Origin of the sequence: Stenotrophomonas sp. BR163 (assembly GCF_047520985.2) — a bacterium.
Lineage (GTDB): Bacteria > Pseudomonadota > Gammaproteobacteria > Xanthomonadales > Xanthomonadaceae > Stenotrophomonas > Stenotrophomonas sepilia.
Genome location: NZ_JAXBRE020000008.1, coordinates 112,256 through 138,901 on the forward strand (window position 1 = coordinate 112,256; position 26,646 = coordinate 138,901).

General features: G+C 67.4%; 21 protein-coding genes. 10 read left to right on the forward strand and 11 right to left on the reverse strand.

Annotation, left to right across the window (positions count from 1 at the left end; all coding sequences use genetic code 11):
- Positions 1-186 precede the first annotated feature (186 nt).
- From ACM0PY_RS09195 to ACM0PY_RS09215, 5 genes are all read right to left on the reverse strand, one after another.
- Positions 187-444, reverse strand: a complete 258-nt coding sequence (locus ACM0PY_RS09195) for a hypothetical protein (protein ID WP_111200435.1) — start codon at positions 442-444, stop codon at positions 187-189.
- A gap of 185 nt (positions 445-629) precedes the next feature.
- The gene (locus tag ACM0PY_RS09200) at positions 630-1,370 is read right to left on the reverse strand and encodes a DNA alkylation repair protein (RefSeq protein ID WP_065186317.1); all 741 of its coding nucleotides are present in this window, start codon (positions 1,368-1,370) and stop codon (positions 630-632) included.
- On the reverse strand, positions 1,367-1,867 hold the full coding sequence (locus ACM0PY_RS09205) for a MarR family winged helix-turn-helix transcriptional regulator (protein WP_065178810.1): 501 nt from the start codon (positions 1,865-1,867) through the stop codon (positions 1,367-1,369). Before ACM0PY_RS09205 ends, ACM0PY_RS09200 begins: the two co-directional genes overlap by 4 nt.
- 71 nt (positions 1,868-1,938) lie before the next feature.
- Positions 1,939-3,237, reverse strand: coding sequence for a sensor histidine kinase (locus ACM0PY_RS09210; protein ID WP_111200437.1), 1,299 nt, complete (start codon positions 3,235-3,237; stop codon positions 1,939-1,941).
- 32 nt (positions 3,238-3,269) lie between these two features.
- On the reverse strand, positions 3,270-3,977 hold the full coding sequence (locus ACM0PY_RS09215) for a response regulator (RefSeq protein ID WP_061478145.1): 708 nt from the start codon (positions 3,975-3,977) through the stop codon (positions 3,270-3,272).
- Between the two features lie 121 nt (positions 3,978-4,098).
- Here ACM0PY_RS09215 and ACM0PY_RS09220 point away from each other — a divergent pair, with 121 nt between their 5' ends.
- Entirely contained in the window at positions 4,099-5,007 is a 909-nt protein-coding gene (locus ACM0PY_RS09220) for an aspartyl protease family protein (protein WP_414609380.1), read from the forward strand.
- Between the two features lie 68 nt (positions 5,008-5,075).
- Positions 5,076-6,236 carry a serine hydrolase domain-containing protein gene (locus ACM0PY_RS09225; RefSeq protein ID WP_111200439.1) on the forward strand — a complete coding sequence of 387 codons (1,161 nt, stop codon included), beginning with the start codon at positions 5,076-5,078 and terminating at the stop codon, positions 6,234-6,236.
- A 70-nt stretch (positions 6,237-6,306) separates the two neighbouring features.
- On the opposite strand, the gene ACM0PY_RS09230 is transcribed toward ACM0PY_RS09225, so the two are convergent.
- The 3 genes from ACM0PY_RS09230 to ACM0PY_RS09240 form a co-directional block, all read right to left on the reverse strand.
- Positions 6,307-6,918 (reverse strand): DUF6445 family protein, encoded by a 612-nt coding sequence (locus ACM0PY_RS09230; protein ID WP_180885456.1) that lies wholly within the window; start codon positions 6,916-6,918, stop codon positions 6,307-6,309.
- 137 nt (positions 6,919-7,055) lie between these two features.
- Positions 7,056-8,705 carry a chaperonin GroEL gene (groL, locus tag ACM0PY_RS09235; RefSeq protein ID WP_005411226.1) on the reverse strand — a complete coding sequence of 550 codons (1,650 nt, stop codon included), beginning with the start codon at positions 8,703-8,705 and terminating at the stop codon, positions 7,056-7,058.
- Between the two features lie 81 nt (positions 8,706-8,786).
- Complete coding sequence (locus ACM0PY_RS09240) at positions 8,787-9,074, reverse strand: co-chaperone GroES (RefSeq protein ID WP_005411227.1); 288 nt, start codon at positions 9,072-9,074, stop codon at positions 8,787-8,789.
- Positions 9,075-9,386: 312 nt separating this feature from the next.
- On the opposite strand from ACM0PY_RS09240, the gene ACM0PY_RS09245 reads away from it, so the two are divergent.
- The 4 genes from ACM0PY_RS09245 (at position 9,387) to ACM0PY_RS09260 (ending at position 14,525) form a co-directional block, all read left to right on the forward strand.
- Entirely contained in the window at positions 9,387-11,177 is a 1,791-nt protein-coding gene (locus ACM0PY_RS09245; protein ID WP_235646746.1) for an endonuclease, read from the forward strand.
- A 68-nt stretch (positions 11,178-11,245) separates the two neighbouring features.
- Positions 11,246-11,584, forward strand: coding sequence for a divalent-cation tolerance protein CutA (gene cutA, locus ACM0PY_RS09250; RefSeq protein ID WP_180885460.1), 339 nt, complete (start codon positions 11,246-11,248; stop codon positions 11,582-11,584).
- Positions 11,581-13,962, forward strand: coding sequence for a protein-disulfide reductase DsbD family protein (locus tag ACM0PY_RS09255; protein ID WP_180885462.1), 2,382 nt, complete (start codon positions 11,581-11,583; stop codon positions 13,960-13,962). The genes cutA and ACM0PY_RS09255 overlap by 4 nt, the downstream gene beginning before the upstream one ends.
- Positions 13,959-14,525: a TlpA family protein disulfide reductase gene (locus ACM0PY_RS09260; protein WP_111200442.1), complete on the forward strand. Its 567-nt coding sequence runs from the start codon at positions 13,959-13,961 to the stop codon at positions 14,523-14,525. Before ACM0PY_RS09255 ends, ACM0PY_RS09260 begins: the two co-directional genes overlap by 4 nt.
- A 99-nt stretch (positions 14,526-14,624) precedes the next feature.
- On the opposite strand, the gene ACM0PY_RS09265 is transcribed toward ACM0PY_RS09260, so the two are convergent.
- Positions 14,625-15,545 (reverse strand): bifunctional helix-turn-helix transcriptional regulator/GNAT family N-acetyltransferase, encoded by a 921-nt coding sequence (locus ACM0PY_RS09265; protein WP_134972272.1) that lies wholly within the window; start codon positions 15,543-15,545, stop codon positions 14,625-14,627.
- Between the two features lie 279 nt (positions 15,546-15,824).
- Between ACM0PY_RS09265 and ACM0PY_RS09270 the strand changes: the two genes are divergently transcribed.
- Positions 15,825-18,383, forward strand: coding sequence for a TonB-dependent receptor plug domain-containing protein (locus tag ACM0PY_RS09270; RefSeq protein ID WP_258013359.1), 2,559 nt, complete (start codon positions 15,825-15,827; stop codon positions 18,381-18,383).
- A gap of 205 nt (positions 18,384-18,588) precedes the next feature.
- Complete coding sequence (locus ACM0PY_RS09275) at positions 18,589-21,111, forward strand: PepSY domain-containing protein (protein WP_180885466.1); 2,523 nt, start codon at positions 18,589-18,591, stop codon at positions 21,109-21,111.
- 44 nt (positions 21,112-21,155) lie between these two features.
- Here ACM0PY_RS09275 and ACM0PY_RS09280 read toward each other — a convergent pair whose 3' ends face one another.
- Complete coding sequence (locus tag ACM0PY_RS09280) at positions 21,156-23,744, reverse strand: methyl-accepting chemotaxis protein (RefSeq protein WP_414609378.1); 2,589 nt, start codon at positions 23,742-23,744, stop codon at positions 21,156-21,158.
- Positions 23,745-23,946: 202 nt separating this feature from the next.
- Here ACM0PY_RS09280 and ACM0PY_RS09285 point away from each other — a divergent pair, with 202 nt between their 5' ends.
- Together ACM0PY_RS09285 and ACM0PY_RS09290 are read left to right on the forward strand one after the other, a co-directional pair.
- The gene (locus tag ACM0PY_RS09285; protein ID WP_134972730.1) at positions 23,947-24,786 is read left to right on the forward strand and encodes an arylamine N-acetyltransferase family protein; all 840 of its coding nucleotides are present in this window, start codon (positions 23,947-23,949) and stop codon (positions 24,784-24,786) included.
- Between the two features lie 210 nt (positions 24,787-24,996).
- The gene (locus tag ACM0PY_RS09290) at positions 24,997-25,713 is read left to right on the forward strand and encodes an ABC transporter substrate-binding protein (RefSeq protein WP_061478210.1); all 717 of its coding nucleotides are present in this window, start codon (positions 24,997-24,999) and stop codon (positions 25,711-25,713) included.
- On the opposite strand, the gene ACM0PY_RS09295 is transcribed toward ACM0PY_RS09290, so the two are convergent.
- Entirely contained in the window at positions 25,697-26,608 is a 912-nt protein-coding gene (locus tag ACM0PY_RS09295; protein WP_032954576.1) for a LysR substrate-binding domain-containing protein, read from the reverse strand. The genes ACM0PY_RS09290 and ACM0PY_RS09295 overlap by 17 nt on opposite strands.
- Between the last annotated feature and the right edge of the window lie 38 nt (positions 26,609-26,646).

Below are 26,646 nucleotides of genomic sequence, written 5' to 3' on the forward strand. Positions count from 1 at the left end.
CGCAGTCCTTCCTCCGCCAGTGGCTTCGGAAAGTAATACCAGTAAAAGCGGGTAGCGGCTGCGTTCATGGGATCTATTGATAGCACAGCTTTTGCGCAGTGCAAAATGTTTCATCCGCAACTGGGGGCGCGGTTCAGTGATGCGCCTGACCGCGCAGCCCACGCGGTGGCCGCCGTGCAAGGTCGCTCATCTGCCATGCACTTCCACGTCCAGCAGCAGGCCTTCGTGGATGTCGGCCCAGCGCTCCAGCACGCGGTCCAGCTCCTGCCGGGCCTCGTCCAGCTGCTCGGGATTGAGTAGGGAACGGGTGGTGTAGAGATCGGACACCAGCCGGCGCAGTACCGCTTCCGGGATGGCCACCGCGGGCCCTTCCATCTGCGGCAGCTGCAGTGACGGCGTATCGCCCTGCGGGCCGTACAGCGTTACCTGGAGCGTGCTCTGCATGATCAACTTCCCTGCGGATGGACATGGGCAATGTCCTGTTTACCGCGTCCGGGTGACAGACGCATGTGCCATGCGCCTCCGGAGGCGCTGTTACAAGGTGGCCAGAGCGGTGTAGAGCTCGATGAGGGTGTAGGACCTGGAAGGCCTTCCTTGAGGTTGATGAGGTTGCCGGCCAGCGGCCGGCACTACCGCAACGAGCGCATGGCGCGTTTGCGGATGTAGGCATTGGCATCGCCAGGGTGCTGCTGTTGCCATCGTGCGCACAGCTCACGCAGCCACTGCGGGCGAGTCTTGCCGGCATCGTTGAGCCAGTTCCCGACCGAGTCCTGCACGTAGCGCTCCGGGTCGTTAGCCATTGCTTCCAGCATCGGCAACGCGAGTTCTGGATGCTGCTTGAACAGCGCGATATGCGTGGACCACACGCCTCGTGGGCGCAGCGCTTCGCAGGCGAAGCGGCGCAGGTAAGGCGATGCTTCCTGCGTCCACACCTGCAGGTACTCAAGCGCCTGCAACGGTGCGGCAACGATGTCGCTGCGCAGCGCCAGCCATGCCCATTCGCGCACGCCGAAGTGCGGGTCGTCAGCCAGCGGACGCATCGCCCGCAGCTTGGCCGGCAGCGCCGCGCCGGCATTGCTGCCAATCAGGTAGCAGGCCCAGCCACGCACGGTGTCTGATGCGTGTGCCTGCCAGTGCGCGGGATCACCCTGCCCGGATTCGTGCAGCAACCGCGCCGCCAGCGCCATGCGCTGGGTGATGCCCTTGCCGGAGGCGTCGCGCATACATTGCAGCGCTTCCGGCTCGAGCACAGGTGCCACCCCCTGCAACAGCGCGGCGAAATCCACTGCCAGGCATTCGGCCAGATGCGTGGCAGCGGCACCACCGCTGTTGAGTGCACGCAGCCGTTCCGCGGGAATGGGCGTGCTCATGCGGAGGCTTCCCGCCCGGTGTCCGTGTGCTGCCACACCTTGTGCAGCAGTTGTGACAGCTGCTGCCGTTCATCAGCATCCAGGCCGTTGAACAGGCCGCTGATCCATTGTGTGTGCCGCTCGAACAGCGACTCGGCCAAACGCTTGCCCGGTGCGGTCAACACGATCTGCAGACGACGGCCATCCTCGTCATCGCTGCGACGCTGCAGCAGGCCTTCGCGCTGCAGGCCATCGAGCAGGCCGCTGATGGTGGCCCGGGTCACGCCAGCGCGCTCGGCCAGCGCGTGCGGCGCCAATGCGCCGCCGGCCCCGTGCAGCAGGAACAGCACGATGAAGCGACCCTCGCTGAGCCCGTGCGGTGCCAACCGTGCAGCGCAGTCGCGATCGATCGACGAGGACAACGAGAGCAGCTGGAAGCACAGGCGCAGCTGCGCGATGTTGGCGTGGCCGCGCCGCTGCGCTTCCTCCAGCAACGCCTGATGCTTGGCTTCGATCATCCTTTCCTCACTGAATGATTAGGCACCTAATCATATCGAGGAATGGCCAGTGGAAGCAAATCGGAGTTGACTCAGGAAGTGCGTCCCAGCAGCAGCCGCGCGATCAGCCCCCCGCCCTCGCGGTGCAACAGCTGAAGTTCGCCCGCGTGGCGCTTCGCCACGTTTGCAGCCACGGCCAGTCCAAGTCCGGCGCCCCCGGTGGCGCGGCTACGCGAGCCCTCGCTGCGCTGGAACGGTTGCAGCAGGCGTGCGCGATCGATCTCGGCGATGCCAGGGCCGCGGTCCATCACGTCCAGCTGCACTCCATCCCCCGCCATGGCGACCCACAGCTCCACGGCGCCCGCGTAGCGCTCGGCGTTGTCGATGAGATTGTCGACCGCGCGCCGGAGCAGCAGCGCATCGCCATGCCACGGCAACGTATCCGGGCCCTGAAGGGAAATGTCGACCCCGCGCAGCAGCGCCGCCTGCACGCAGTCCTCCAGCAGCGCTGAAAGATCCAGCATCCGCATCTGCAACGGCTGCAGCTCACCGCGTGCGTAGTCGAGCACCTGCTCGATCATCGTATCCATGCGCTCGATGTCTGCCACCATCCTGGCGGCCTGTGGCGCGGGAGCGAACTCCGCGCGCAGGCGCAGGCCGGTCAAGGGCGTGCGCAGGTCATGCGCCACGGCCGCCAGCATATGCGTCATGTCCCGTGCCTGGGCGCGCAGACGTTCGCGACCAGTGCTGATCGCTGTGGCCAGTACCTGCACTTCGCGTGGACCGTCATCAGGCAATGGCGTTTCGGCCTGCAGGTCGACCCGTGCGCTGGCTTCAGCCAGGCGTCGCAGCGGGCGGCCCAACCGGATCGCCGCCCACGCCGCCAGAGGGGCCAGCAGGATCGCACCGCCCAGCAGGGCGAGCATCACCTGGCGGCGCCAGGCCGCCAGGTCACTGTGGTCGCTGCCGACCACCCGCCATCGGCCATCGGCTTGCCGCATCCCCAGTTCGAACGGCGGCCACTGCATGGCGGTCAGCAACGCGGCCTGCGATTTCAGCACGCCAGCACGAGCGGAGGCGTCCAGTACCGCGCCACCCTCGATGACCTGCACATCGGGCGCCCTGCCCTGCCCCGTCCACACCAGGCGTACATTCCCGGCCGGCAGGTCCATCTGCAGCGCCGCCAACTGGGTGAGCCAGTCACTGGCGCTGCCCCGGGGTGGCGCGTCCTGCGTTGACATATGCAATCCCAGTGGCGCCGGCGCCTGTTCCCCACGCAGCACCTGCATCGCATGGTCCAGCCGCATCGGTGGCGGCGCGGGCCGGGGCATCCACCCCACTACCGCCACGCTGACCAGGGTTGCCAGCAGCAGGCTGGCCAAGGCCAGCATCGCGATCCAGCGGGTGGTTGACCACCGGCTGCTCACAACACCCCTACCTCCGCGTTGAAGCGGTACCCTTCGCCACGCAGTGTCTGCACAAGGGCTTCAGCGCCGGACGCGGCCTGCCCGAGCTTGCGGCGCAGGCGGCTGATCGCAAGGTCGACGGCACGGTCCACGCTGTCGCTGGCTTCTCCGCGACTCAACTGCAGCAGCTGTTCGCGCGCCAGCACCCGCCCGGGACGTTCAGCCAGTGCCAGCAGCAGGGAGAATTCACCGCGGCTCAGCACCAGTTCGGCGCCATCCGGCGCGAACAGGCGACGCTGGTCAGGCAGCAATCGCCAGCCATCAAACCGCAGCTCGCTGGCCACCTGTGCGCGCAGCTTGTCCTGCCTGCGCAGCAGCGCGCGAACCCGCGCCAACAGCTCGCGCGGGTCAAACGGCTTGGCCAGGTAGTCGTCCGCGCCCATCTCCAGGCCGATCACGCGATCCGGCGCGGCCCCCATCGCCGACAGCATCAGGATCGGGATCGCCCGCGCCTGCAGCCGGCGGCAAACCGACAGGCCATCCTCACCGGGCATCATCCAGTCGAGGATGATCAGGTCAGGACGTTCAACCTGCAGCAACACGTCCAGCGCTGTTGCATCCGCCGCCACACGCACCTGGTAGCCGTGCAGCAGCAGGTGGTCGGCGATGGCGTCGCGAATGCTGGCATCGTCATCGACGACGATGACGCGGATGGGAGTGTTCATTGCCTCAGTATCCCGCACCTGTGTATCAGGACGGTATCAATGCCGATATCGCGGTGATACGCCGCTGCGCGCCAATGGTCGCCCACGATCACTGCGGAGTCTCCCCTTGCGCCTGTTCCTGATGCCCCTGTTCGCCATCCCCTTGCCGGCGCTCGCCTCCGATGCCGCCGAGCACGTCCTGCCGATGTGGATGCAGGGCGGTCATCCGGCAGTGGCCGTCTCGCTGGACGGGCGTTCAGAGCCGCTGCGCTTCGTGGTCGACAGTGCCGCCGGGGCAACCCTGGTCGATGCACGCGTAGTGCGGCGCTATGGTTTGCAGAATGCGGAAGCGGCAATGTCGCAGGCCCAGGGCGCGAGCGCGAAGGCGGCGCGGTTGCAGCGCATGCGCAGCACAGCGTGGCAGCTGGGCAGTTGGCAATTGAAGGCCAGCGGCATGCAGGTCGACCTGTCATCGCTGGCGAAGGGCGATGATCCGGCCATTGACGGCTTGATCGGCAACGACCTGACCGGGCGCTGGGACACCCGTTGGGACTTCGGCCGCAATCAACTGGCGCTGTGGACACCCGGCGGCTTGGACCTGGAAGGGCCGGGTTGCCAACCCAATGCGCTGCCCGGCCGCGATGACGGCCTGCGCCAGTTCGGCTTCATCACGCTTGCCTTGGGTACGCCCGGCGTGGACGCCATCGCCGTGGTCGACACCGGTGCCGCGCAGACCGTCCTCAACGCCGAAGCAGCCCGCGCACTGGGCCTGCGCACCGACGGCAGCGATGCTCGGGTGCGTGCACGTGAAGAGGGCACCGAGGGGCTGGGTGGCGGTGCACAGGCAACCTGGCTGTACACCCTGCCCGGCATGACCGGCGGCAACTGGCAGCACCCGCCGATGGAGGTCCGGATCAGCGAACTGCCGGTGTTCAGGGCGATCGGCCTGGAGGCGCGACCGGCCTTGATCCTCGGTGCCGACGCGATGCGCGGTGGCCAGGTGGACATCGGTGCGGGTGCCGCGCGGATCTGCCTGCGCCGACCCGGCTGACGTCCGGCGCATGACGGCGGGAGCTGGCAGGCGTAGCATCGCGCCACGTCCCGCCAGGAGTTCCACGCATGCGCCGTGCTGTCCTGCTGTTGCTGACGCTGCTCCCGCCGGCCGTGCTGGCCGGGCCGCCGCTACCCTCGCCCGCGCGCATCGATGCCGAAGCACAGCGGCTGATGCAGGCGGCGCATGCGCGCGGGATGGCGCTGGCGGTGATCGATGGCGGCAAGGTGGTACACGTGGCCGCCTACGGCGAACGCAACGCCGCAGGCGAGCCGCTGCGCACCGATACCGTGATGTACGCCGCCTCGCTGACCAAGATGGCGTTCGGCCACCTGGTCGCACAGCTTGCCCAGGATGCGCGGATCGAGCTGGACGCCAGCATCGCCACGGCGCTGGACAAGCCGCTGCCGGACTACCCGCCGGAGCCGAAGAAGTACGCCGACTACAGCGTACTGGCCGATGATGCGCGCTGGCGCCAGCTCACCCCGCGCCTGCTGCTCAACCATTCCAGTGGCTTCGCCAACTTCGGCTTTCTCGAACCGGATGGCCGGCTGAGGTTCCACTTCGATCCCGGCAGCCGCTACGGCTATTCCGGCGAAGGGCTGATCCTGTTGCAGTTCGTGATCGAGCGTGGACGGCTTGGCCAGGACGTGGGTGCATTGATGCAGCGGCAGGTATTCGACCGCTTCGGCATGGTCCGCACCAGCATGATGTGGCGTGAGGATTTCGCCGCCAACCTGGCCGATGGCTGGACAGCGGAAGGCACGGCCGAGCCGCACGATGAACGCAGCCGCGTGCGTGCGGCCGGTTCGATGGATACCACCATCGCCGACATGGCGCGCTTCGCCGCCGGCTATGTCCGCGGCGATGGGCTGTCGCCTGCAATGCGCAGGGAACTGGTGCGGCCGCAGCTGCCGATCACCACCGCCAGCCAGTTCCCCACGCTGCAGCCGGAGCTGCCCGTGGCGCAGCAACGCAAGGATCTGGCCGCGGGCCTGGGCGTGGTGACGTTCCGCGGCCCGCAGGGCGCAGGCTTCTACAAGGGCGGCCACGACGATGCGGTCGGCAACACGCTGGTGTGCATCGAACGGCACAAACGCTGCGTGGTGATTCTGGGCAACGATGTACGGGCGGAAGCTGCGTTCCCGGCACTGGTGGCATTCGTACTGGGCGATACCGGCGTGCCGTGGCAGTGGGAGTATGGTGCGGCGAAGGCATTCGTCGAATGAGGGTGCGATCACGCCTGCATGGCGAACGCGGCCAGGGGGGAGCATCCACGCCATGCGTGGATGGCACTCCTCAGCGCGCCTGCTCGAAGAACATCAGGTATACCAGCCGGCCATTCTCCGGTCGATCACCGAACGCTGGCCCGGCGGTGTGCCAGAACCAGGGCCGCAGCAGCACCAGCCGGTTGAAGCGCATCGGAATGCGCATGGTCATTTCCCACTGGCTGTCGTCGTTGCTGTCGCGCTCGATGATGTCGCGATGCATGTCGCCGCCGTTGGCGTAGCCCAATGCGGCCAGCTCCGCCGCGTCCAGGGCCATGCGCTCGGTGCCGGTACGGCGATGGCGGAAGAACTCGGTGCCGCCCTCGCAGTGCTCCGGTGCACTCAGGTAGAGAATGCCCGACCAGTGCGAGTGGTCGGCGTGCACCTTGGCGCGGCCGATGTCGCCGGCGAGGGTAAGGCGGAACTTGCCGTGCGACTGCAGCGGGTTGACCGGCCGCAGCGATTCGTTGACCAGTCGCGAGACCGCACCGGACAGTCCCTCCAACTCCAGCCGCTGCTGTGAATTGCGGCCGGGGAATGCGCCCTCCTGGACGGGATAGTCCAGGCCCAGTGCCGCCTGGCGCAACCCCTGCGCATCGGCGGGAGAAAGGAAGTCGTCAACGACGATGAACGAAGTAGGCATGGTCACCGAGCGTAGCGATGCACTGCGGCGACGGCAACCGGGCAACGAAAAACCCCGCCTTGCGGCGGGGTTCTTCTTTACATCACATCGGGAAGGCGTGCCGACCGAGGCCGGCAACGACCGCCGGAGGCGTGGACTTAGAAGTCCATGCCACCCATGCCGCCCATGCCGCCCATGCCACCAGCGCCGCCCATGGCCGGCTCGTCCTTCTTCGGAGCTTCGGCAACCATGGCTTCGGTGGTGATCATCAGGCCGGCGATCGAGGCCGCGTTCTGCAGGGCCGAACGGGTCACCTTGGTCGGGTCCAGGATGCCGAACTGCAGCATGTCGCCGAACTCGCCGGTGGCCGCGTTGTAGCCGAAGCTGCCGGTGCCTTCCTTGACCTTGTTGATGATGACCGACGGCTCGTCGCCGGCGTTGGCCACGATCTCGCGCAGCGGGGCTTCCATCGCACGCAGGGCAATCTGGATGCCGTGGTTCTGGTCTTCGTTGGCACCCTTCAGGCCGGCCAGCGCGGTGATCGCGCGGACCAGGGCAACGCCACCGCCCGGGACCACGCCTTCTTCAACGGCTGCACGGGTGGCGTGCAGGGCGTCGTCGACGCGATCCTTCTTTTCCTTCATTTCGATTTCGGTCGAGGCGCCGACCTTGATCACGGCAACGCCGCCGGCCAGCTTGGCAACGCGTTCCTGCAGCTTCTCGCGATCGTAATCCGAGGAGGTGTCCTGGATCTGGGTCTTGATCTGCGCCACGCGTGCATCAACGTTGGCCTTGTCGCCGACGCCGTCGATGATGGTGGTGTTCTCCTTGGAGACCTGCACCTTCTTGGCGCGGCCCAGGTCCTTGATGGTGGCCTTTTCCAGCGACAGGCCGACTTCTTCGGAGATCACGGTGCCGCCGGTCAGCACGGCCATGTCTTCCAGCATCGCCTTGCGACGGTCGCCGAAGCCCGGGGCCTTGACGGCCACGACCTTGACGATGCCACGGATGGTGTTGACCACCAGGGTCGCCAGCGCTTCGCCTTCGACTTCTTCAGCGACGATCAGCAGCGGCTTGCCGGCCTTGGCGACGCCTTCCAGCACCGGCAGCAGGTCACGGACGTTGGAGATCTTCTTGTCGTGCAGCAGGATGAACGGATCATCCAGGTCAGCGGTCTGCGACTGCTGGTTGTTGATGAAGTACGGCGACAGGTAGCCGCGGTCGAACTGCATGCCCTTGACCACGTCCAGCTCGTTGTCCAGGCCCGAGCCTTCTTCAACGGTGATGACGCCTTCCTTGCCGACTTCCTTCATCGCGTCAGCAATGATCTGGCCGATCGACTCATCCGAGTTGGCCGAGATGGTACCGACCTGGGCAATCGCCTTGTCGTCGGCGGTCGGCTTGGAGATGTTCTTCAGCTCGGCGACGGCAGCCGAAACGGCCTTGTCGATACCGCGCTTGAGGTCCATCGGGTTCATGCCGGCGGCAACGGCCTTGGCGCCTTCGCGGATCAGGGCCTGGGCCAGCACGGTGGCGGTGGTGGTGCCGTCGCCGGCATCGTCGTTGGTGCGCGACGCAACTTCCTTCACCATCTGCGCGCCCATGTTCTCGAACTTGTCAGCCAGTTCGATTTCCTTGGCGACGGAGACGCCGTCCTTGGTGATGGTCGGGGCGCCGAAGCTCTTTTCCAGCACGACGTTGCGGCCCTTCGGGCCCAGGGTGGCCTTGACGGCATTGGCGAGAACATTGACGCCGCGCACCATGCGCGAACGGGCGTCTTCACCGAAACGAATATCCTTGGCAGCCATTGCATTTACCTCATTGGTAGCGCCGGACGATGCCCGGCGGCTGGGAGTTTGGGATCAGGTTGAAACAGGTCGCGCCGAGGCTCAGCCGATGACGGCGAGCACGTCGTCTTCGCGCAGGACCTTGTATTCGACGCCTTCGCTCTTGTACGAGCTGCCGGCGTACTGGCCGTAGATGACCTTGTCGCCGACCTTCAGCGACGGCGCGCGCACGTTGCCGTTGTCCAGCGGCTTGCCCGGGCCGACGGCCACGACCTCACCCTTGGTGGACTTTTCCTTGGCCGAGTCGGGGATGACGATGCCACCGGCGGAGATTTCGTCGGCTTCGATCGGCTTGACCACAACGCGGTCGTGCAGCGGCTTGATGCTCATAGGAGACCTCTTAAGTGATTGATTGGTCTAAAAAAGTCCGGCGATGTTAGCACTCACCCCGGGCGAGTGCCAGAACCGCACGTGAAGAAACCCGACAACGTCGGGAGCAGGGCAGAGATGGAGCCCCGCCGTCCCCTTTCAAGGGCGGAATGAAAAAAATTTTTCCGCCCGCGCGCGTCGGCCAAGGCGTCGGTCCTGGACAATTTCGGTGACAAGCGTCGCACTGTCAGATATCTGACGTTCATTTACGACAAAGTGTCACTGGATCGGCCTTAGGCTCGGTCAGGCATTCCCAATCACAAGGAGTAGTCGATGCGATTGCTGTCCCCGCTTGCCGCCGCCTGCCTGCTGGCGCTGGCCGCCGCGCCGGCCCAGGCCGAGGTCTTCATCAATGAACTGCACTACGACGACAGCACCGCCGCCGGTGACGTCGGCGAAGCGATCGAGGTCGTAGCCACTGCCGGTGAGGACCTGTCCGGCTACCGCCTGTACCTCTACAACGGCAGCAATCCGTCGGCCGCCACCGTCTATGCCAACACCCCGGTCCCGGCCGGCACCGCCGCCGGCTGCGGCAGCGCCAGTATCGCTGTGGTCAACTATCCGACCAACGGCCTCCAGAATGGTCCGAACGACGGCATCGCGCTGGTCGATGCCAGCGGCAAGGTGGTCCAGTTCCTCAGCTACGAGGGTGCCATCACCGCCTCCGGTGGCCCTGCTGCCGGCATGACCAGCCAGAACATCCCGGTGGCCGAAAGCAACAGCACCGCGCCGGGCACCTCGCTGCAGCTGACCGGCAGCGGCAGCCAGTACGCCCACTTCACCTGGGCCGAATCTGCCGGCCAGACGTTCGGCAGCTGCAACAACGGCCAGACCTTCAGCGGCGGTGGCACGCCAGGCGCCAACACGCCGCCGTCAGTCTCCACCACCACCCCGGCGCAGGGCAGCAGTACCTTCCCCGCTGCCGCCGACCTGGAAGTGGTGTTCAGCGAGACGGTGAACCTGGCCAGTGGCGCCTTCGCCCTGAGCTGCGGCACCTCCGGCAGCGTGCCGCTGACCTTCCCGGCCAGCGGCCGCAGCGTGAAGCTGTCCACCAATACCGCGCTGGTGGCCGGTGAAGCCTGCCGCTTCGACATCCGCGCCGCGCGCATCACCGACCTGCAGGGCGCGCATCCGGCCGCCGACAGCCGCATCGCCTTCACCGTGGCCAGCACCGGCGGCAATCCGGACCCGGGCAACCCGGGCGTGCCGGCCGGCTACTACTCCAGGGTCAACACCAGCAGCCCCAGCCAGCTGCGCTGCTCGCTGCACGCCACCATCAAGGGCCACACCGCCTACCCGTACAGCGGCTCGGGCACCAGCACCTGGACCATCCTGGAAATCGCCGACGAGGATCCGAACAACCCGAACCGCATCCTCGATGCCTACCGCAACCGCAGCTACGCCAAGGTCAGTGATCGTGCGGGCACCGGCAGCGGCCTGACCTACAACCGCGAGCACACCTGGCCGAACTCGCTGGGCTTTGCCACCACCACCGGTGACAAGGGCCTGCCCTACGCGCCGTACACCGACACCCACATGCTGTACCTGACCGACGCGCAGTGGAACGCCGACCGTGGCAACAAGCCGTTCGCCAAGTGCGATGCCAGCTGCGGCGAGCGTGCCACCGAAGCCAACAATGGGCAGGGCGGCGGCAGCGGTGGCTACCCGGGCAATTCCAACTGGGTGCGCACGCCGGACGGCAACACCGGCACCTTCGAGGTGTGGGGCAAGCGCAAGGGCGACATGGCGCGTGCGGTGATGTACATGGCGATCCGCTATGAGGGTGGCAAGGATGCGGCCACCGGTCAGTCCGAGCCGGACCTGGAGCTGACCGACGACCGCAGCAAGATCGTCAAGACCAGCAGTTCGCCGGCCTACATGGGCCTGCTGTCGACGCTGATCGACTGGCACCTGTCCGATCCGCCGGATGATGCCGAGCGTGCCCGCAATGACGTGGTCTACAGCTTCCAGGGCAATCGCAACCCGTTCATCGATCACCCCGAGTGGGCCACCCCGGCCCTGTTCACCTCGGCCAAGCCAGCCACCTGCCAGCTGGCCAACTGACCGCGCAACGCTGCGGTCCACTGCCGCCGCCGGGTCAGGGCCCGGCGGCGGCCCTATACTCGACGGTCATGCCGACCGTCGATCCCGTGCTGCTGCTGTTGACCACCTGCCCGGACCGGGCCAGTGCCGAGCGCATCGCGCACGCGCTGGTCGGCGAGCGCCTGGCCGCGTGCGTGACCCGCCTTGATGGCGTGCAGTCCACCTACCGCTGGCAGGACGAGGTGACCACCGATGCCGAGCTGCAGCTGCTGGTAAAGACCACCGCGAGCCGCGTCGATGACGCAATCGCCCGGATCGTCGAACTGCATCCGTATGAACTCCCGGAGTGCATCGCGGTCGAAACCCGGGCCGGCCTGCCGGCGTATCTGGACTGGATCCGGGCACAGACCCGGGAGGACACTGATTGAAGACTCTGTTTGCGCGTGGCGCTGCCTTGTGCGCCCTGTTGTGGCTCTCGCTGCCCGCCTTGGCCCTGGATGAGAAGGACCTGCTGCCGGTGGACCAGGCGTTCGCGCTGACCGCCACGGCCCCCGAACGGGGCCAGGTGCAACTGCAGTTCAAGATCGCACCGGGCTACTACCTGTATCGCCACCGCACCAGCGTCAAGGCGGATCCGGCCTTCAATGCCGGCACGCTGCAGATGCCCAAGGGTGACAGGCACCACGATGATTTCTTCGGCGAGGTCGAAACCTATCGCGAGCGCCTGCAGGCCACCCTGCCCGGCACGCCGACGGACGCTGCCGGCACCATCAGCCTGGAAGTACGCTACCAGGGCTGCGCCGATGCCGGCGTCTGCTACCCGCCGCAGAAGCGCGTGGTGCAGGTCACCCTGCCGGGTGCCGGTGCGGCGGCCGCGGTGCCGGCCGCGCGTACCGGTGCCGCCAGTCCGTTCAACAACCCGCTGGCCGGTGCCGGCAACAGCGGTGGCCTGCGCCTGCCGGGCGCGGCCAACAACAGCCAGGCGCTGCCGCTGCCGTCGGAACAGGCGTTCGGCTTCGATGCCATCGCCAGCGACGGCAACACCCTGCTGCTGCGCTTCAGCCCGGCACCCGGCTACTACCTGTACCGCGACCGCACTTCGCTGAAGCTGGAAGGCAGCGCCGGCGTGCTCGCCGACAAGCCGCGCTGGCCGGCCGCGCAGTCGCATCGCGACGAGCACTTCGGCGATGTCTCGGTGTACTTCAACCAGGTGGAAGTGCCGCTGCCGCTGCGCCGCACCGTTACTGATGCGGTCGACAGCACCCTGGTGGTGACCTTCCAGGGCTGCCAGACCGATGGTATCTGCTACCCGCCGATGACCCGTCGGGTGAAGCTGTCGATTCCGGCCGGCAAGCTCAACGCCGGCACCGGCCAGGCGCCAGTGCGCGAGGAAGCCGTCAATGCGCTGCGCGCTGCCGGTGCGCCGCGTGAATCCGCCAATGGCGTACCGCTGCGCCTGCTGCCGACCGTACCCAACGACGGCAACGCCACTCCCGCCGCCACGGGCGGCCAGGGCGCAGGCAACGCGTTCGCCACCGACGCGCGTGGTGACAATGCGCTGCGCACGCGTCCGCCGGCGACCACCCCAAACCCGGACCGTTCGTTCGTCTGGGTGCTGCTGCTGGCGCTGGCCGGTGGACTGGTGCTGAACCTGATGCCCTGCGTGCTGCCGATCCTGTCGCTGAAGGTGCTGAGCCTGGCGCAGAGCGGCGAAAGCCCGCAGCGCGCCCGCAGCCACGCGCTCTGGTACACGTTGGGCGTGCTGGTCGCGTTCGCCGTGATCGGCGCATTGATGGTCAGCCTGCGCGCGATCGGCAACGCCGTCGGCATCGGCTTCCAGTTGCAGCACCCGGGCGTGGTGGCGGCACTGGCCTACATCATGTTCGCGGTGGGCCTGAGCCTGTCCGGCGTGTTCACCCTCGGCGGCGGCATCGGCAACCTTGGCCAGTCGCTGGCCAGCCGCAGCGGCCCGGCCGGTGACTTCTTCACCGGTGCGCTGGCCTGCGTGGTCGGCAGTGCCTGCGTCGGCCCGTTCATGGGCGGTGCGATCGCCTACGCCTTCATTGCCCCGCCGCTGAAGGCGATGACCGTGTTCCTGTTCCTCGGCCTGGGCCTGGCGCTGCCGTTCCTGCTGATCGGCTTCGTGCCAGCGCTGGCACGCCGCCTGCCCAAGCCCGGCCCGTGGATGGAAACGCTCAAGCACGTGCTGGCCTTCCCGATGTACGCCACTGCGCTGTGGCTGCTGTGGGTGCTGGGCAAGCAGCGCGGCGTGGACGGCATGGCGCTGGTGCTGGGTGGCCTGCTGCTGTTCGCGTTCGGCCTGTGGCTGTTTGAACGCAACCGCTGGACCGGCTCGCGTGCGGGGACCCTGCTCGGCGTGCTGCTGGCGATCGGTGCGCTGGTTCCGGCCTGGGGCGTGACCCAGCTGGCACCGCCGGCGAGGGCCGCACAGGCCGCCAGCGACAACGTGGTCGAGTATTCGCCGCAGCTGCTGGACCGCCTGCGCGCCGACAACCGCGTGGTGTTCGTCAACATGACCGCCGACTGGTGCGTGAGCTGCAAGGCCAACGAACGTGCGGTGCTGTCACGGCCGGAGTTCAAGGAACTGCTCAAGCGCACCAATGCGGTGTACATGCGCGGTGACTACACCAACGTCGACCCGCAGATCACCACGTTCCTGGAAGAGCACAAGGCGGTGGGCGTACCGCTGTACGTGGTGTACGGCCCCGGCGCGCCGCCGACCGTGCTGCCGACCCTGCTGACCCAGGCGGTGGTCGAGGAAGCGCTGCTGCGCACCGCACGATGAAGTGGCAACGGCCAGCGCTGCTGTGGACAGCGGTGCTGGCCGCCGGCCTGGGCCTGTGGGCCGGGCATCGATTGGCACCCGACCCATCATCACCTGCCGCGCCAGCGACGGCTTCCAGGGCGACGGCCATGAAGCCCACGCTGCAGGTGGGCGATCAGTTGCCCGCGCTGACACTGCCGGACCTGGCGGGACAGCCATTGGTCCTGCGCGATCGCTTTGCCGGCCGACCGCTGCTGATCAACGTCTGGGCCAGCTGGTGTGCGCCCTGCGTGGAAGAGATGCCCGAACTGGCGCGCTTCGCCGATGCCCAGGGCGACAACGGTGTGCAGGTGCTGGGTCTGGCGCTGGACACCACGGACGACGTGCGCGGTTTCCTGCAGCAGGTGCCGGTGGACTACCCGATCGTGATCGAGACACCGGGCCCGCGCGATGCCAGCGTGCAGCTCGGCAACGCGCAAGGCTTGCTGCCTTACAGCGTGTTGTTCGATGCGCAGGGGCGAATGGTAAAAGCGAAGCTGGGACCGTTCGCCCACGGCGAGATCGAGGCATGGGCCGCCCCATAGGCCTGCGTCGGCGGTGCAGGTGCCACTCAACAACCTGCTGGAGAACGTCCTGCGCCGGCAGCATGCGGGTCCAGGCAGCATGCGCTGCGGCCGATCGCATCAGACCAGCGGGCGCGCCCACAGCTGGGACACCTGCGGCTGGCCGAACAGCTGTTCGTTCTGCTCTGCTATCAACTCGAAACCGGCCCGTTCGTACAGGCCGCGCGCGTCGGTGAGCGCGGCATTGGTCCACAGCACCATGCGCTTGTAGCCCACCGCGCGCGCGAAACTCATCGCCTCCTCCACCAGCCGCTGCCCGATGCCCCGCCTGCGCGCACTGGCATCGACGTGCAGCAGCCGCAGCTTGGCATTGTGCGCGTCGTGCCGGACCACGAACACCGAGCCCACCGCGGTGCCATCCAGTTCGGCGATCCAGCAGCGCTCGGTCTGCGGGTCATGCTCGCGCAGGTAGCGGGTGACGATGTCGGCCACCAGCGCTTCAAACTCGGCGTTCCACCCGAATTCGCGTGCATACAGCGCGCCGTGCTTCTGGATCACCCAGCCCATGTCGCCGGGGCGGGGATCGCGTAGCACGCAACCCGACGATGTACCTCCCAGCAGCGCCTGGATCTGTCCCATCGCCTCCAGAAGGCGCTGGCATCCCGCTTCACTGATGCCTCCCAGCATGGCACCGATGCTTTCGCTGGACGCTGCATCCAGCTGTGCGAAGGCGGCGCGGCCCGCCTCGGTCAACACCAGCCGGTTCGCGCGCGCGTCCATCACCGATGGCTCGCGTTGAACAAGGCCGCGCGCCTGCAGCCCGCTCAACAGCCGGCTGAGGTAGCCCGCGTTGAGGTCCAGCTGATGGCCCAGCTGCGCAGCTGTGATGCCCTGGCCCGTCGCCAGTTCGAACAGCACCCGCGCTTCGGTGAGGGTGAAGTCGCTGTGCAGCAACCGCTCCTCGAGCACGGCGATCCTGCGGGTGTAGAAGCGGTTGAAGGCGCGGACCTGTGCAACGGGATCGGCAATGAGCGTAGACACGGGACATCCTGATGGTTGCCTGAAGCACATACTACGTGCTTTCAGCATACATATGAGACTGTTCTGCGATCCATTCCGCGACTTTGCACCTTAAATCGAAAGATCCGTTGCGGTACGGTTTACGTTCTGTTAATTCTACGTTTAGCGACCAGGGCCCTGGCTGCAAGGAGAACCAACAGGATGAACCACTGACCGACAAACCACTCAAATCGACTGCAGGGTGCATGCATGAAACACGGAATTCGCAGAAGTGTTCGGGCTCCAGACGCAATCACGCCCTTGGCATCCGCAGTAATGGTGGCCCTCGCCACCGCGCTGCTGTCCACCAGCCCCGCTGCATGGGCGCAGGACAGCAGCACATCGACGACGCCCGACGCGGCCACCACCCTGGATACCGTTTCGGTGCTGGGCAGCCGCACCAAACCGCGCACGGTGTCGTCGTCGGCGGTGCCGATCGACATCATCAGCGGTGAAGAGTTCCGCAACCAGGGCGCGACCGACGCCCTCGACCAGCTCAAGGTGCTGGTGCCTTCCTTCAACGTCAGCACGATTCCCATCGACGATGCGGCCAGCCTGGTGCGTCCGGCCAACCTGCGTGGCCTGCCGCCGGACAACACCCTGCTGCTGGTCAACGGCAAGCGTTTCCACCGCTCGGCGGTGATCACCTTCCTCGGCCATGGCCTCTCCGATGGTGCGCAGGGCCCTGACCTTTCGGTGTTCCCGTCACTGGCACTGGAGCAGGTCGACGTACTGCGCGACGGTGCCGCCGCGCAATATGGATCGGACGCCATCGCCGGCGTGCTCAACTTCGGCCTGAAGAAGCTGCGCGAAGGCGGTACTGCCGAGGTCTTCGCCGGGCAGTACTACAAGGGCGACGGGCTTACCACCCAGTACTCGGCGCAGATCGGCCTTCCGCTGACCGAGCACGGTTTCGCCACCCTGACGGCTGAGTGGCGCAAGGCCGACGACACTTCGCGCAGCGTGCAGCGCGATGATGCCGCCGCGGTGGCGGCGGCCGGCTACCCCGGGGTGAACGACCCGGCGCAGATCTGGGGATCGCCGAAGGTGGACGACGACCTCAAGCTGGTCGCCAACCTCGGCTACAACACCGAAAACGTGGAGTTCTACCTGTTCGGCAACTATGCCAAGCGCGAGGTGGACGGCGGGTTCTACTACCGCGACCCCACCGCGCGTTCGGGCGTGTACTCCAATGATGGGGGTGAGACGCTGCTGGTGGGCAACCTGACCGGCGTGGGCAGTTGCCCTTCCATCGCCCTGCGCGACGGCGCCGGCAGCCTGCTGCCCTACAGCACCGTAAGTGGCGCCGTGGGTGCACTGCCGGCCAACTGCTTCACCTTCCTCTCCAGTCTGCCCGGTGGCTTCACCCCACGCTTCGGCGGCGAACTGGAGGACGCTTCGGTGTTCGCTGGCGCCAAGGGCACGTGGGGCCAGTGGTACTGGGACGTAAGCGGCTCCTGGGGCCGCAACGATATTGAATTCACCATCTACAACACCGTCAACGCGTCGCTCGGGCCTGACCAGCCGGCCGGGTTGCTGTTCCGACCCGGCGGTAACACCCAGACCGAAAAGAACCTCAACGTGGACGTAAGCCGGGACATACCGGCCAGCTTCAGCAGCCAGCCGCTGCGCCTGGCGATGGGCGCCGAATGGCGCGAGGAGAGCTTCAGGATCAGCCCCGGTGATGGCCCATCCACCGCCATCGGCCCGCTGACCGAACAGGGCTTCGCGCTTGGCTCCAACGGTTTCAATGGTTTCAGCACGCGCACCGCCGGCACCTTTGATCGCCGCAACTGGGCGGCCTATGCCGACCTGGAAGCCCAGCTCACCGACAAGCTGCTGCTGGCCGGTGCGCTGCGCTACGAGGACTACGATTCGTTCGGCAGCACCACTACCGGCAAGTTCACCGCGCGTTTCGACTTCAACGAGCACTTCGCCCTGCGCGGTGCCTACAACACCGGCTTCCGCGCACCGACTCCCGGCCAAGCCAACGTCAGCCAGATCAGCACCGTGTTCGGCGGCACCGCGCTGGAGGACATTGCCACGCTTCCGCCCACCAACCCGATCGCGCAACTGAAGGGCGCCCAGCCGCTCAGTCCGGAAGAGTCCAGGAATGTGTCACTGGGAGCGGTGTGGACCGCGGGCGACTGGCTGATCACCCTGGACGGCTACCAGATCAAGGTGGAAGACCGCATCGCGTTGAGCACCAGCTTTGCGGTCACCCCGGAAGAGCGCGCGGCGCTGGTGGCCGGCGGCAATGCGGAGGCCGCCTCCATCTCGCAGGTGACCTACTTCGGCAACGCCTTCGATACCACCACGACCGGCGTGGATCTGGTGACCAGCTTCAAGAGCGATCACTTCGGCGGGGTAACCACCTACTCGCTTGCCGCCAACTGGAACCGCACCAAGGTGGATCGCTACGACACCGACTTCATCGACGAAGCCCGCGTCTACAAGCTGGAGAAATCGCTGCCCAGGACCAAGGGCTACTTCAGCATCCACCACCAGCGGCAGATCTTCCATGCCAACCTGCGCTTCAATTACTACAGCAGCTGGTACGAAGACCATCTGGACAGCGGCGTGATCTCCGCCGAGGACGGGGGCCTGCCGATCTATGGCGGCAGCGCGCTGATCGTGGATGCAGAGGTGGGCTGGAAGTTCGATTCGGGCCTGTATTTCAGCCTCGGCGCGCAGAACCTGTTCGACCGCACGCCGGCCGACAACCCCTGGAGCGGGGTGGCCGGTGCGCAGTACCCCGTGCACTCGCCCTATGGATTCAACGGCGGCTTCTATTACGCGCGGGTAGGCTGGAAGTTCTGAGCCCTGCGTGAAGACCCGGGACGACAGCCAGGGAAGGCTGCGTCCCTGCGTCCAAGTACACCGCGACGGGGGCAGAGGCCAGGCACAGCCCGGCCTCTGTCCAACGGCTTGACCGCAGCCAACGCGCCACGGAGAATTCCGCGACTAATTCTCATTTGCTGTTGCGCAGGATGCGGGCGGCAGCCTCCCGGGCCCTCCTTCTTCGATGTTCAAGAACGTCCTGTTCCAACTGCACTGGCTGCTGGGCATCACCGCAGGTGCCGTCCTGGCCGTGATGGGCCTCAGCGGCGCCGTGCTGTCCTTCGAGGACGAGCTGCTGCGCGCTGCCAATCCCGGCTTTGCCGAGATCGCCGAGCACCATGCCGACGGACAGCATCCCCTTGCACTCAGTGAACTGGTGCCGCTGCTCCAGGCCGGCAGCGAACGCCCCCTGCAACGCCTGCGTATCGATGCCACCGGACAGCGGCCGTCGGTCGCGCGCTTTGCCGGCGGCAAGGACCACTGGGTGTACTTCGACCCGTACAGCGGTGAGCGCTTCAGCGCCCTGCGCGGCCAGGCGTTCTTCGACTTCGTCGAGGACCTGCATCGCCACCTTGCCGCGGGCGAACGCGGCAAGTGGATCACCGGCAGCTGTGCCATCGCCCTGCTGTTCTTCACCCTGTCCGGCCTCTACCTGCGCTGGCCACGACGCTGGTGGCACTGGCGCAGCTGGCTGGCAGTGGAGTGGAAACGCAGCGGGCGCGGCTTCCTGTGGAGCCTGCACTCGGTAGTCGGCACCTGGGTGCTGCTGATCTACCTGATGAGTGCGCTGACCGGCCTGTGGTGGTCGTTCGACGGGTATCGCAGCGCGGCCAGCACGCTGCTGGGCGTCCCACCGGCGGCCAAGCGCCAGGTTGCCACCGATGCATCGCTGGACCTGCACCGCATTGAAGCCACGCTGTACGCGCTGCCGGGCGTGCGCGCCGGCTTCATTGACCTGCGCCTGCCGGAGAAGCCCGGGCAGGCGCTGAACGTGCGGGTGATGGCCGGTGATCCGTCGCAGCGCGGCGGCCACCACGATCGTGCGCATGACCTGCTGCAGCTCGATCCGGCCAGCGGTGCGGTTCTCGATGCCCGCCCGTACGCACGCCAGGGCGCGGGCGGACAGCTGGCCACCAGCGTGTTCGCGCTGCATTCGGGCAGCTACTTCGGTGTACCCGGGCGCGTGGTGGTGATGCTCAGCAGCCTGGGCATGAGCCTGTTCTTCATCACCGGCTGGATGCTGTACCTGGACCGCCGCCGCAGCCAGCGTGCCGCGCGCGGGCTGCGCCAGGCGCTACCGATGCCGGCCAGCGACGCCGGCAACGCAGCGTGGCTGGTGGTGCATGCCAGCCAGAGCGGACTGGGCGAACAGCTGGCGTGGCGCGCGGCGGCACAGCTGCAGGCGGCCGGCCATGCGGTGCGGGTGCTGCCGCTGGCGCGCATCGATGCCGCGCTCCTGCTGCGCGCATCGAGCGCGCTGTTCGTGCTGAGCACCTTCGGCGACGGCGAGCCGCCCGATGCCGCCCGGCGCGCAGCGCGGCAGTTGCTGGCACAAGCGCTGGACCTTTCGGGCCTGCAGTTCGGCCTGCTCGCGCTGGGTGACCGCCAGTACCCGCACTACTGCGGCTTCGGCCGCCGGGTCGATGGCTGGTTGATCGGAAACGGCGCGCGTGCACTGTTCGAGCGCGTCGACGTCGATGCCGCCTCGGTCCCGGCGCTGCGCCGGTGGCAGCAGGAGCTGGGTGCGCTCACCGGCATCGTCACCGATGACAGCGTGCTGCCTGCGGCTACGCAGATGCATGAGTGGCGCCTGCTCGGCCGCGACCGCCTCAACCCTGGCAGCGTCGGCGGAGCCATCTGGCGTATCCGTCTTGCCGCACCGGCCGACGTGCAGTGGCAGGCGGGTGACATCCTGCACATCGCGCCCCGCCACAATGCGCAGCATGCCGGTGCCGTGTTGAAGGCGCATGGGCTGGATCCGCTGCAGCCACTGCTGGTCGATGGCCATCCGCGCACGCTGCTGGCGCTGGCCAGTGAACGCGAGCTGCCCGAAGCCGATGCTGCGCTGGCGGTGCAGGATGCCTGCCTGTGGCTGGCCGGGCTGCCGCTGCTGCCCAGTCGCGAGTATTCGATCGCCTCCTGCACGGCTGATGGCGTGGTGGAGCTGGTGGTGCGGCTGGTGCATGACGCCTCCGGTCGAGTCGGGTTGGGCTCGGGCTGGCTGTCGTTGCATGCGCCGATCGATGCCGGCATCGTCGCCCGCGTGCATCGCAACCCCGGTTTCCATCGCGTCATTGGCGCGCCGATGGTGCTGATCGGCAACGGCACCGGCATCGCCGGGCTGCGCAGCCTGTTGCGCGAAGCCGCCCGTGCAGGCGAACACGGGCACTGGCTGTTGTTCGGCGAACGCCAGCGTGCGCACGATTTCCTGTTCGCCGACGAGATCGAAGCGTGGCAGGCCGATGGCCATCTCGCCCGGTTGGACCTGGCGTTCTCGCGCGATGGCGACGGCGGTTATGTGCAGGATCGCCTGCAGGCGGCCACCGGAACGCTGCGCGACTGGATACAGCGCGGTGCGGTGATCCATGTCTGCGGGTCGTTGCAGGGCATGGCCGAAGGCGTGGACCAGGTGCTGCGAACCGCGCTGGGTGATGAAGTGGTGGAAACGCTGCTGGAAAACGGGCGCTACCGCCGCGACGTGTATTGATTCCTGCCGCCGAACGCTGGTGTGAGCCGAGCATGGGCTCGGCTCTACAGTGTTCCTGCAGCCGATGTAGCGCCGAGCCTACGCTCGGCTGACCAGGCCGCCGCGGCGCGCGCCTGCGGCATCGACTGCAAACGGAATGCGCCCACCGCTTCGGCCAGGGCACGCACCTGGACCTGCATCTGCGCCGTGGAGGTACCGGCCTCTTCCACCAGGCTGGCGTTACGTTGGGTGCTGGCTTCCATCTGCACGATGGTCTGGTTCACCTGTGCGATGCCGGCATGCTGGTCCTGCGACGCACTGCGGATACCCGCCAGCAGCTCGGCCAGCTGCTGCACGCTGCCGACGATCTCGCCCATCGTGGTGCCGGCCTGTTCGGCCTGCTGGTTGCCCTGTCCCACACGCGCCACCGAATCCTCGATCAGGCCCTTGATCTGCTTGGCCGCCTCTGCGCTGCGTTGTGCAAGCAGGCGCACTTCCGCGGCCACCACGGCGAAACTGCGGCCCTGCTCACCGGCACGCGCCGCTTCCACCGCCGCATTCAGCGCCAGGATGTTGGTCTGGAAGGCGATGCCGTCGATCAGCTGGGTAATGTCGCCGATCCGCCGCGATGCCTCGCTGATACCCTGCATGGTCGCCACCACCTGGCCGACAGCCTCGCCGCCGCGCTGCGCCACCGCAGCCGCACCCTTGACCAGCGCGTCGGCACGGCCTGCGGCATCAGCATTGCGACCGACCGTCTCGGTCAGTTCGTGCATGGAAGCGGCGGTCTCTTCCAGGTTGGCGGCCTGCTGCTCGGTGCGCTGTGACAGATCTTGATGACCGGCAACGATCTCGCCAACGCCGGTATCGATACTGGAGGTGGCGTGCTGGATGCGGGTGACGATGCGGCCCAGCTGCGCGACGGTCGCGTTGGCATCATCGCGCATGCGCGCGAACACGCCCTGCAGCTCACCCTCCATGCGCACGCTGAGGTCACCACGGGCCAGCGCGGCCAGCAATGCCTGCAGGTCGCCGAGGTTGGTTTCAAACGTCGCCAGCAGGCGGTTGATGCTGGTCGACAACGTGCGCACGAAGCCCTGCTTGCCCTCCAGCGCGATGCGACCGTGCAGGTCGCCGTGTGCTGCAGCATCGACCAGGGCAGCGACCTCGGTTTCCAGCAGGGCCTCCAGCGCTCGACTGCGCCATTCCACCGCTACGCCGAGGAATTGCCCGTCATCGATGACGGGGTTGGCAATCAGCTGGTAACGCGTGCCGGCATGACCGATCTCGCGCTCTTCGCGCTGGCGCACGCCGGCCAGGCTGACCAACGCCGGATGCAGGCGTACCGCGTCGCTGCCCACCAGCGCTTCGTTCCGCAGGTCAAGCAGCTGCAGCAGTGCCGGGTTGGCGTAGGCGACCTGCCCTTCCGCATCGATCACCATCAAACCGGTCTGGGCACTGTCCAATGCCTGGCGCACCCGGGTGTTGCCGCGCGCCACGGCACGCTCGGTCTCGATACGCGCGCGCAGGCGCTGCTGCATGTCGACCAGGCGCTGGGCCAGCTGGCCGATCTCGTCGTTGGCGTTGTAGACGCGCAGGGTGGTGTCCAGGCGGTCGTCGGCGATGTCGCTGGCGAAGCGCAGGGTGTCACGGATCGGCTGGCGCACTGCACGCAGCACCAGCACGAGGCTGGTGATCAGCACACCGGCGACCAGCAGCACGGTCAATGCAAACAGCACGCTCATCGTGCGCGCACCAGCCTGCTGGCGGGCCTGGGCACGGGCCAGTGCCGCGGCTTGTGCCTGCTGGAATGCGGCCAGCGCAGGCGCTACGCCCGCAGCGGTATCCAGCAGCGACTGCGCTTCCACATCCAGGCCGACACGGGCAGCGGTATACCCCAGCAATGCGGCCTGATACGCCTCCATTCCGGTGCGCAGGGTGTCCTGCGCATACGCGGGCAGGCCCGCCAGCGCGAGATCGAACGGCAGCTTTTCTTCGCTGGCGCGGTCGGCGTGGGTGGAATCACCGTCGAGCAGCAGCAGTGCCTCCTGCCGCCGCATCTTCTGCAGGGACAACGCCAGCGCATCCCGCTGCTGCGCATCCACCTGCCCCTGCAGCGCGTCTGCAGCCTGTTGCAGCTGCGCGGCGAGGCCGGCCTCACCACGGCCCATCTCGTCGACCCGTTCGAACAGGGCGGCAACACCCTGCGAGAACGCGCCTGCAGCTTCGGTCAGCGCCTGCAGGGCCTTGCGCCGGCCTGCATCCATCGGCATCGTGCGCAGCGCCCGCAGATCGTCCTGCAGCGCCTTTTGCGTGGCCAGCAGCTGCGCGCGGTCGGCATCATCGAAACTGCGTGCATACTGGATCTGCAGGCGGCGCGCTTCGGCCACCCGCGTGGCCAGGCGCGCGGCCAGATCACTGCCGCGCTGGTAGCTGGCCTGGCTGCGCGCAGCCTGCGTGCTGGCATGCCCGGTCCAGGCATAGACGGCGGCGATTGCGACCAGTCCCAGGCCACAGACCCACAAGGTCGCCTTGAGCTTGTTGGCTACGCTCAGCCGATGCGGTTGCAGCCACAGCAGCAGGCCGGAAGACGCCGGGCGCAGCGCCGCAAGCCGCGTGCGCAGGGACCGGAGGTGGGGGACAACGGCCGACATGACAGACTCCAGGCAAAAGGACGCACCTGTATCGGCCGGATTCAAGGCAACTTTAGAACTTTCGTCGTCCTGGCCCAGCGGTGACGGGCGGACGCGGCCTTTGTACCGGGTGCAGGCGACGCTGGCGTGACACGACCAGCGCCCTTGACCTCAACCCCGGTTGGGGGAGCACAGTGGACCTCCCCTCCCGCCCGGTGCCGCCATGACGACGCTCGATGTCCCCCGCTACCTGCAGCGCCTGCAGCTGGATGCCCCGCCACCGCTGACGCTGGCCGGCCTGACCCTGCTGCAGCAGCGCCACAACGCAGTGCTGCCGTTCGAGACCCTCAGCTGCCTGCTGCGCGATGCAGTACCGATCGACCTGGACAGCGTGCAGCGCAAGCTGCTCGACGACCGTCGTGGCGGCTACTGCTTCGAACTCAACGGCGGCCTGCTGGCGCTGCTGCAGGCGCTGGGCTTCGATGCGCAGCCATTGAGCGCGCGCGTGCTGCTGGCTGCCCAGGACGGCGAACTGACCGCACGGACCCACCTGCTGCTGCGCGTGCAGGTGGACGGCGATGACTGGCTGGTGGATGCCGGTTTCGGCAGCCTGACCCCGACCGTGCCGCTGCGGCTGCATGATCCGCAACCGCAGGCCACGCCGCACGAACGCTATCTGCTGCAGCGGCTGCCCGGCGAGGGGGATTTCGTGCTGTCCGCCGAATCCGGTGACGGCTGGCGGGCGATGTACCGTTTCGACCTGCACGTGCCCGCACCGATCGACAACGTGGTGGGCAACTGGTACGTGTGCACCCATCCCGACTCCAGCTTCCCTGGCCAACTGCGCGCGTCGCTGACCGGGCCGGACTGGCGACGCACCATCGGCAGCGGCAACTACACCGAGTATCGCCCCGGGCAGGCACCGGACAAGCGTCCGCTACACGATGTTGCCGACGTGCGCGAGGTACTGCAGCAACGATTCGGCATGCAGTTGCCCGACGACCCGCGGCTTGACCCGGCGATCAATGACTGGCTGCAGCGCTCGCACGCCGCAACCTTGTAGAACCGAGCCCATGCCCGGCTGAGCTTGGGCGGCTGGGTCAACAGCAGCCGAGCATGGGCTCGGCTCTACGGAACCGTGCGCGCCTGCAACGCAATCTCCTGCGGCCTCGTCGGCAAACGGAAGGTAGGCCATCCTGCAGTCGTGCAGCATGACACCCCCTTGCAGGGCAGCGCTGGCATGCTGGGTGCCCCTTTCCTCGCGGAGTCCTGCATGTCCCTGGCCGATCACCAAAGTGCGCTGGCACCGCAGGGCTTCCTGCGCGTGGCGATCAACCTGGGCAACCCGGTGCTGGCGCAGGGCGATGCGCACTCGCCGCGTGGACCGTCGGTGGAGCTGGCCGCGATATTGGCGCAGCGCCTGGGTGTGCAGGCACGCTTCACCTGTCACGATGCCGCAGCCTCGGTGGTCGCTGCGGCAGGTGAAGACGGCTGGGATCTGGCCTTCCTGGCCATCGATCCGGCACGCGCCGACCGCATCGCCTTCAGTGCTCCGTACGTGGAGATCGAAGGCACCTATCTGGTGCGCGAGGACAGTCCCGCGCAGCAGGTGACCGACCTCGACCGCGAGGGGCTGCGCATCGCGGTGGGCCGCGGTGCAGCCTACGATCTGTTTCTCAGCCGCGAACTGCGCCACGCCACGATCGAACGGGCCGAGACGTCGGCGGCTGCGATCACCCTGTTCGATCTGCAGCGCCTGGATGCCGCCGCCGGCGTGCGCCAGCCGCTGCAAGCATGGGCGCGGGCGCATCCCGGCCACCGCGTGCTGGCCGACCGTTTCACCGCGATCCAGCAGGCGGTGGCGGCGCCGGCATCGCGCCCCGCCGACGCGCTGCAGGCGCTGTTCGAGGAAGTGGAGGCGATCAAGGCCGGCTCGCTGCTGGAGGAGGCATTCGCGCGCGCCGGGCAGGCGGTCACGCTGGTGCGATGAGTGTAGCGTCCGCCATGTGCCGCACGTGTTCGGCAGCCTGCGCGTGCAGCCAGTCGCGGAAGGCAAGAAAGCCGCGGTGGCGGGCCGAACGCTGCGGGTAGACCAGCCAATGCGGCCAGGCGGTTTTCAGGCGCAGGTTGGACAGCGCAACCAGTTGGCCGGAATCCAGCAACAAGCGCGCCCGCGTCACCCGCCCCAGCGCCACGCCCACCCCGTCCAGCGCCGCACGGTGGTGTGCCTCCGAATCATCCAGCACCGCTACGAAGCGCGACGGCGGGGTCTGCCCGCTCAACGCGAACCAGGCCCCCCACGCGCCATCGGGGTCCCCCAGCAGTGGCCACTGGTTCAGTGGCACCCGGTCGATCCCTCCCATGCGTTCGATCAGCGCCGGGCTCGCCATCGGCAGCAGCCACTCGTCGAACAGCGGCTCAACCACCAGGCCCGGCCACTGCCCGCTGCCCAGCCGCAGCGCGGCGTCGAACTGGCGCTGCCGCTCGAAATCAATCAGGCGCTCACTCGACTGCAGGTTGATCTCGATCTGTGGGTGCTCAGCCACGAAATGACCCAGGCGCGGCACCAGCCACGCCGACGCCATCGACGGCACCGCACTGATCGTCAGCACGTGCTCGGCGCGGGCCGCATAGGGCTGGAAGGCTTCGTTGATCGCATCCAGATGCGGGCCGACCTGGTCGAGCAGGCGCTGCCCCTCCAGGGTGAGGGCGACGCCACGCGGTTGGCGGACCAGCAGTGGCTGCCCGAGCCGCTCTTCCAACTGGCGCATCTGATGGCTGAGCGCACTGACGGTCAGGTTCATCGACGCCGCTGCCCGTGACAGGTTGCCCAGCCGCGCGGCGGCCACGAAACCCTGCAGGGCATGAAGGGGCGGACGAGACATCAGGCTTGAATTCCTCTCAAGGCATGCTTGCGGAAATG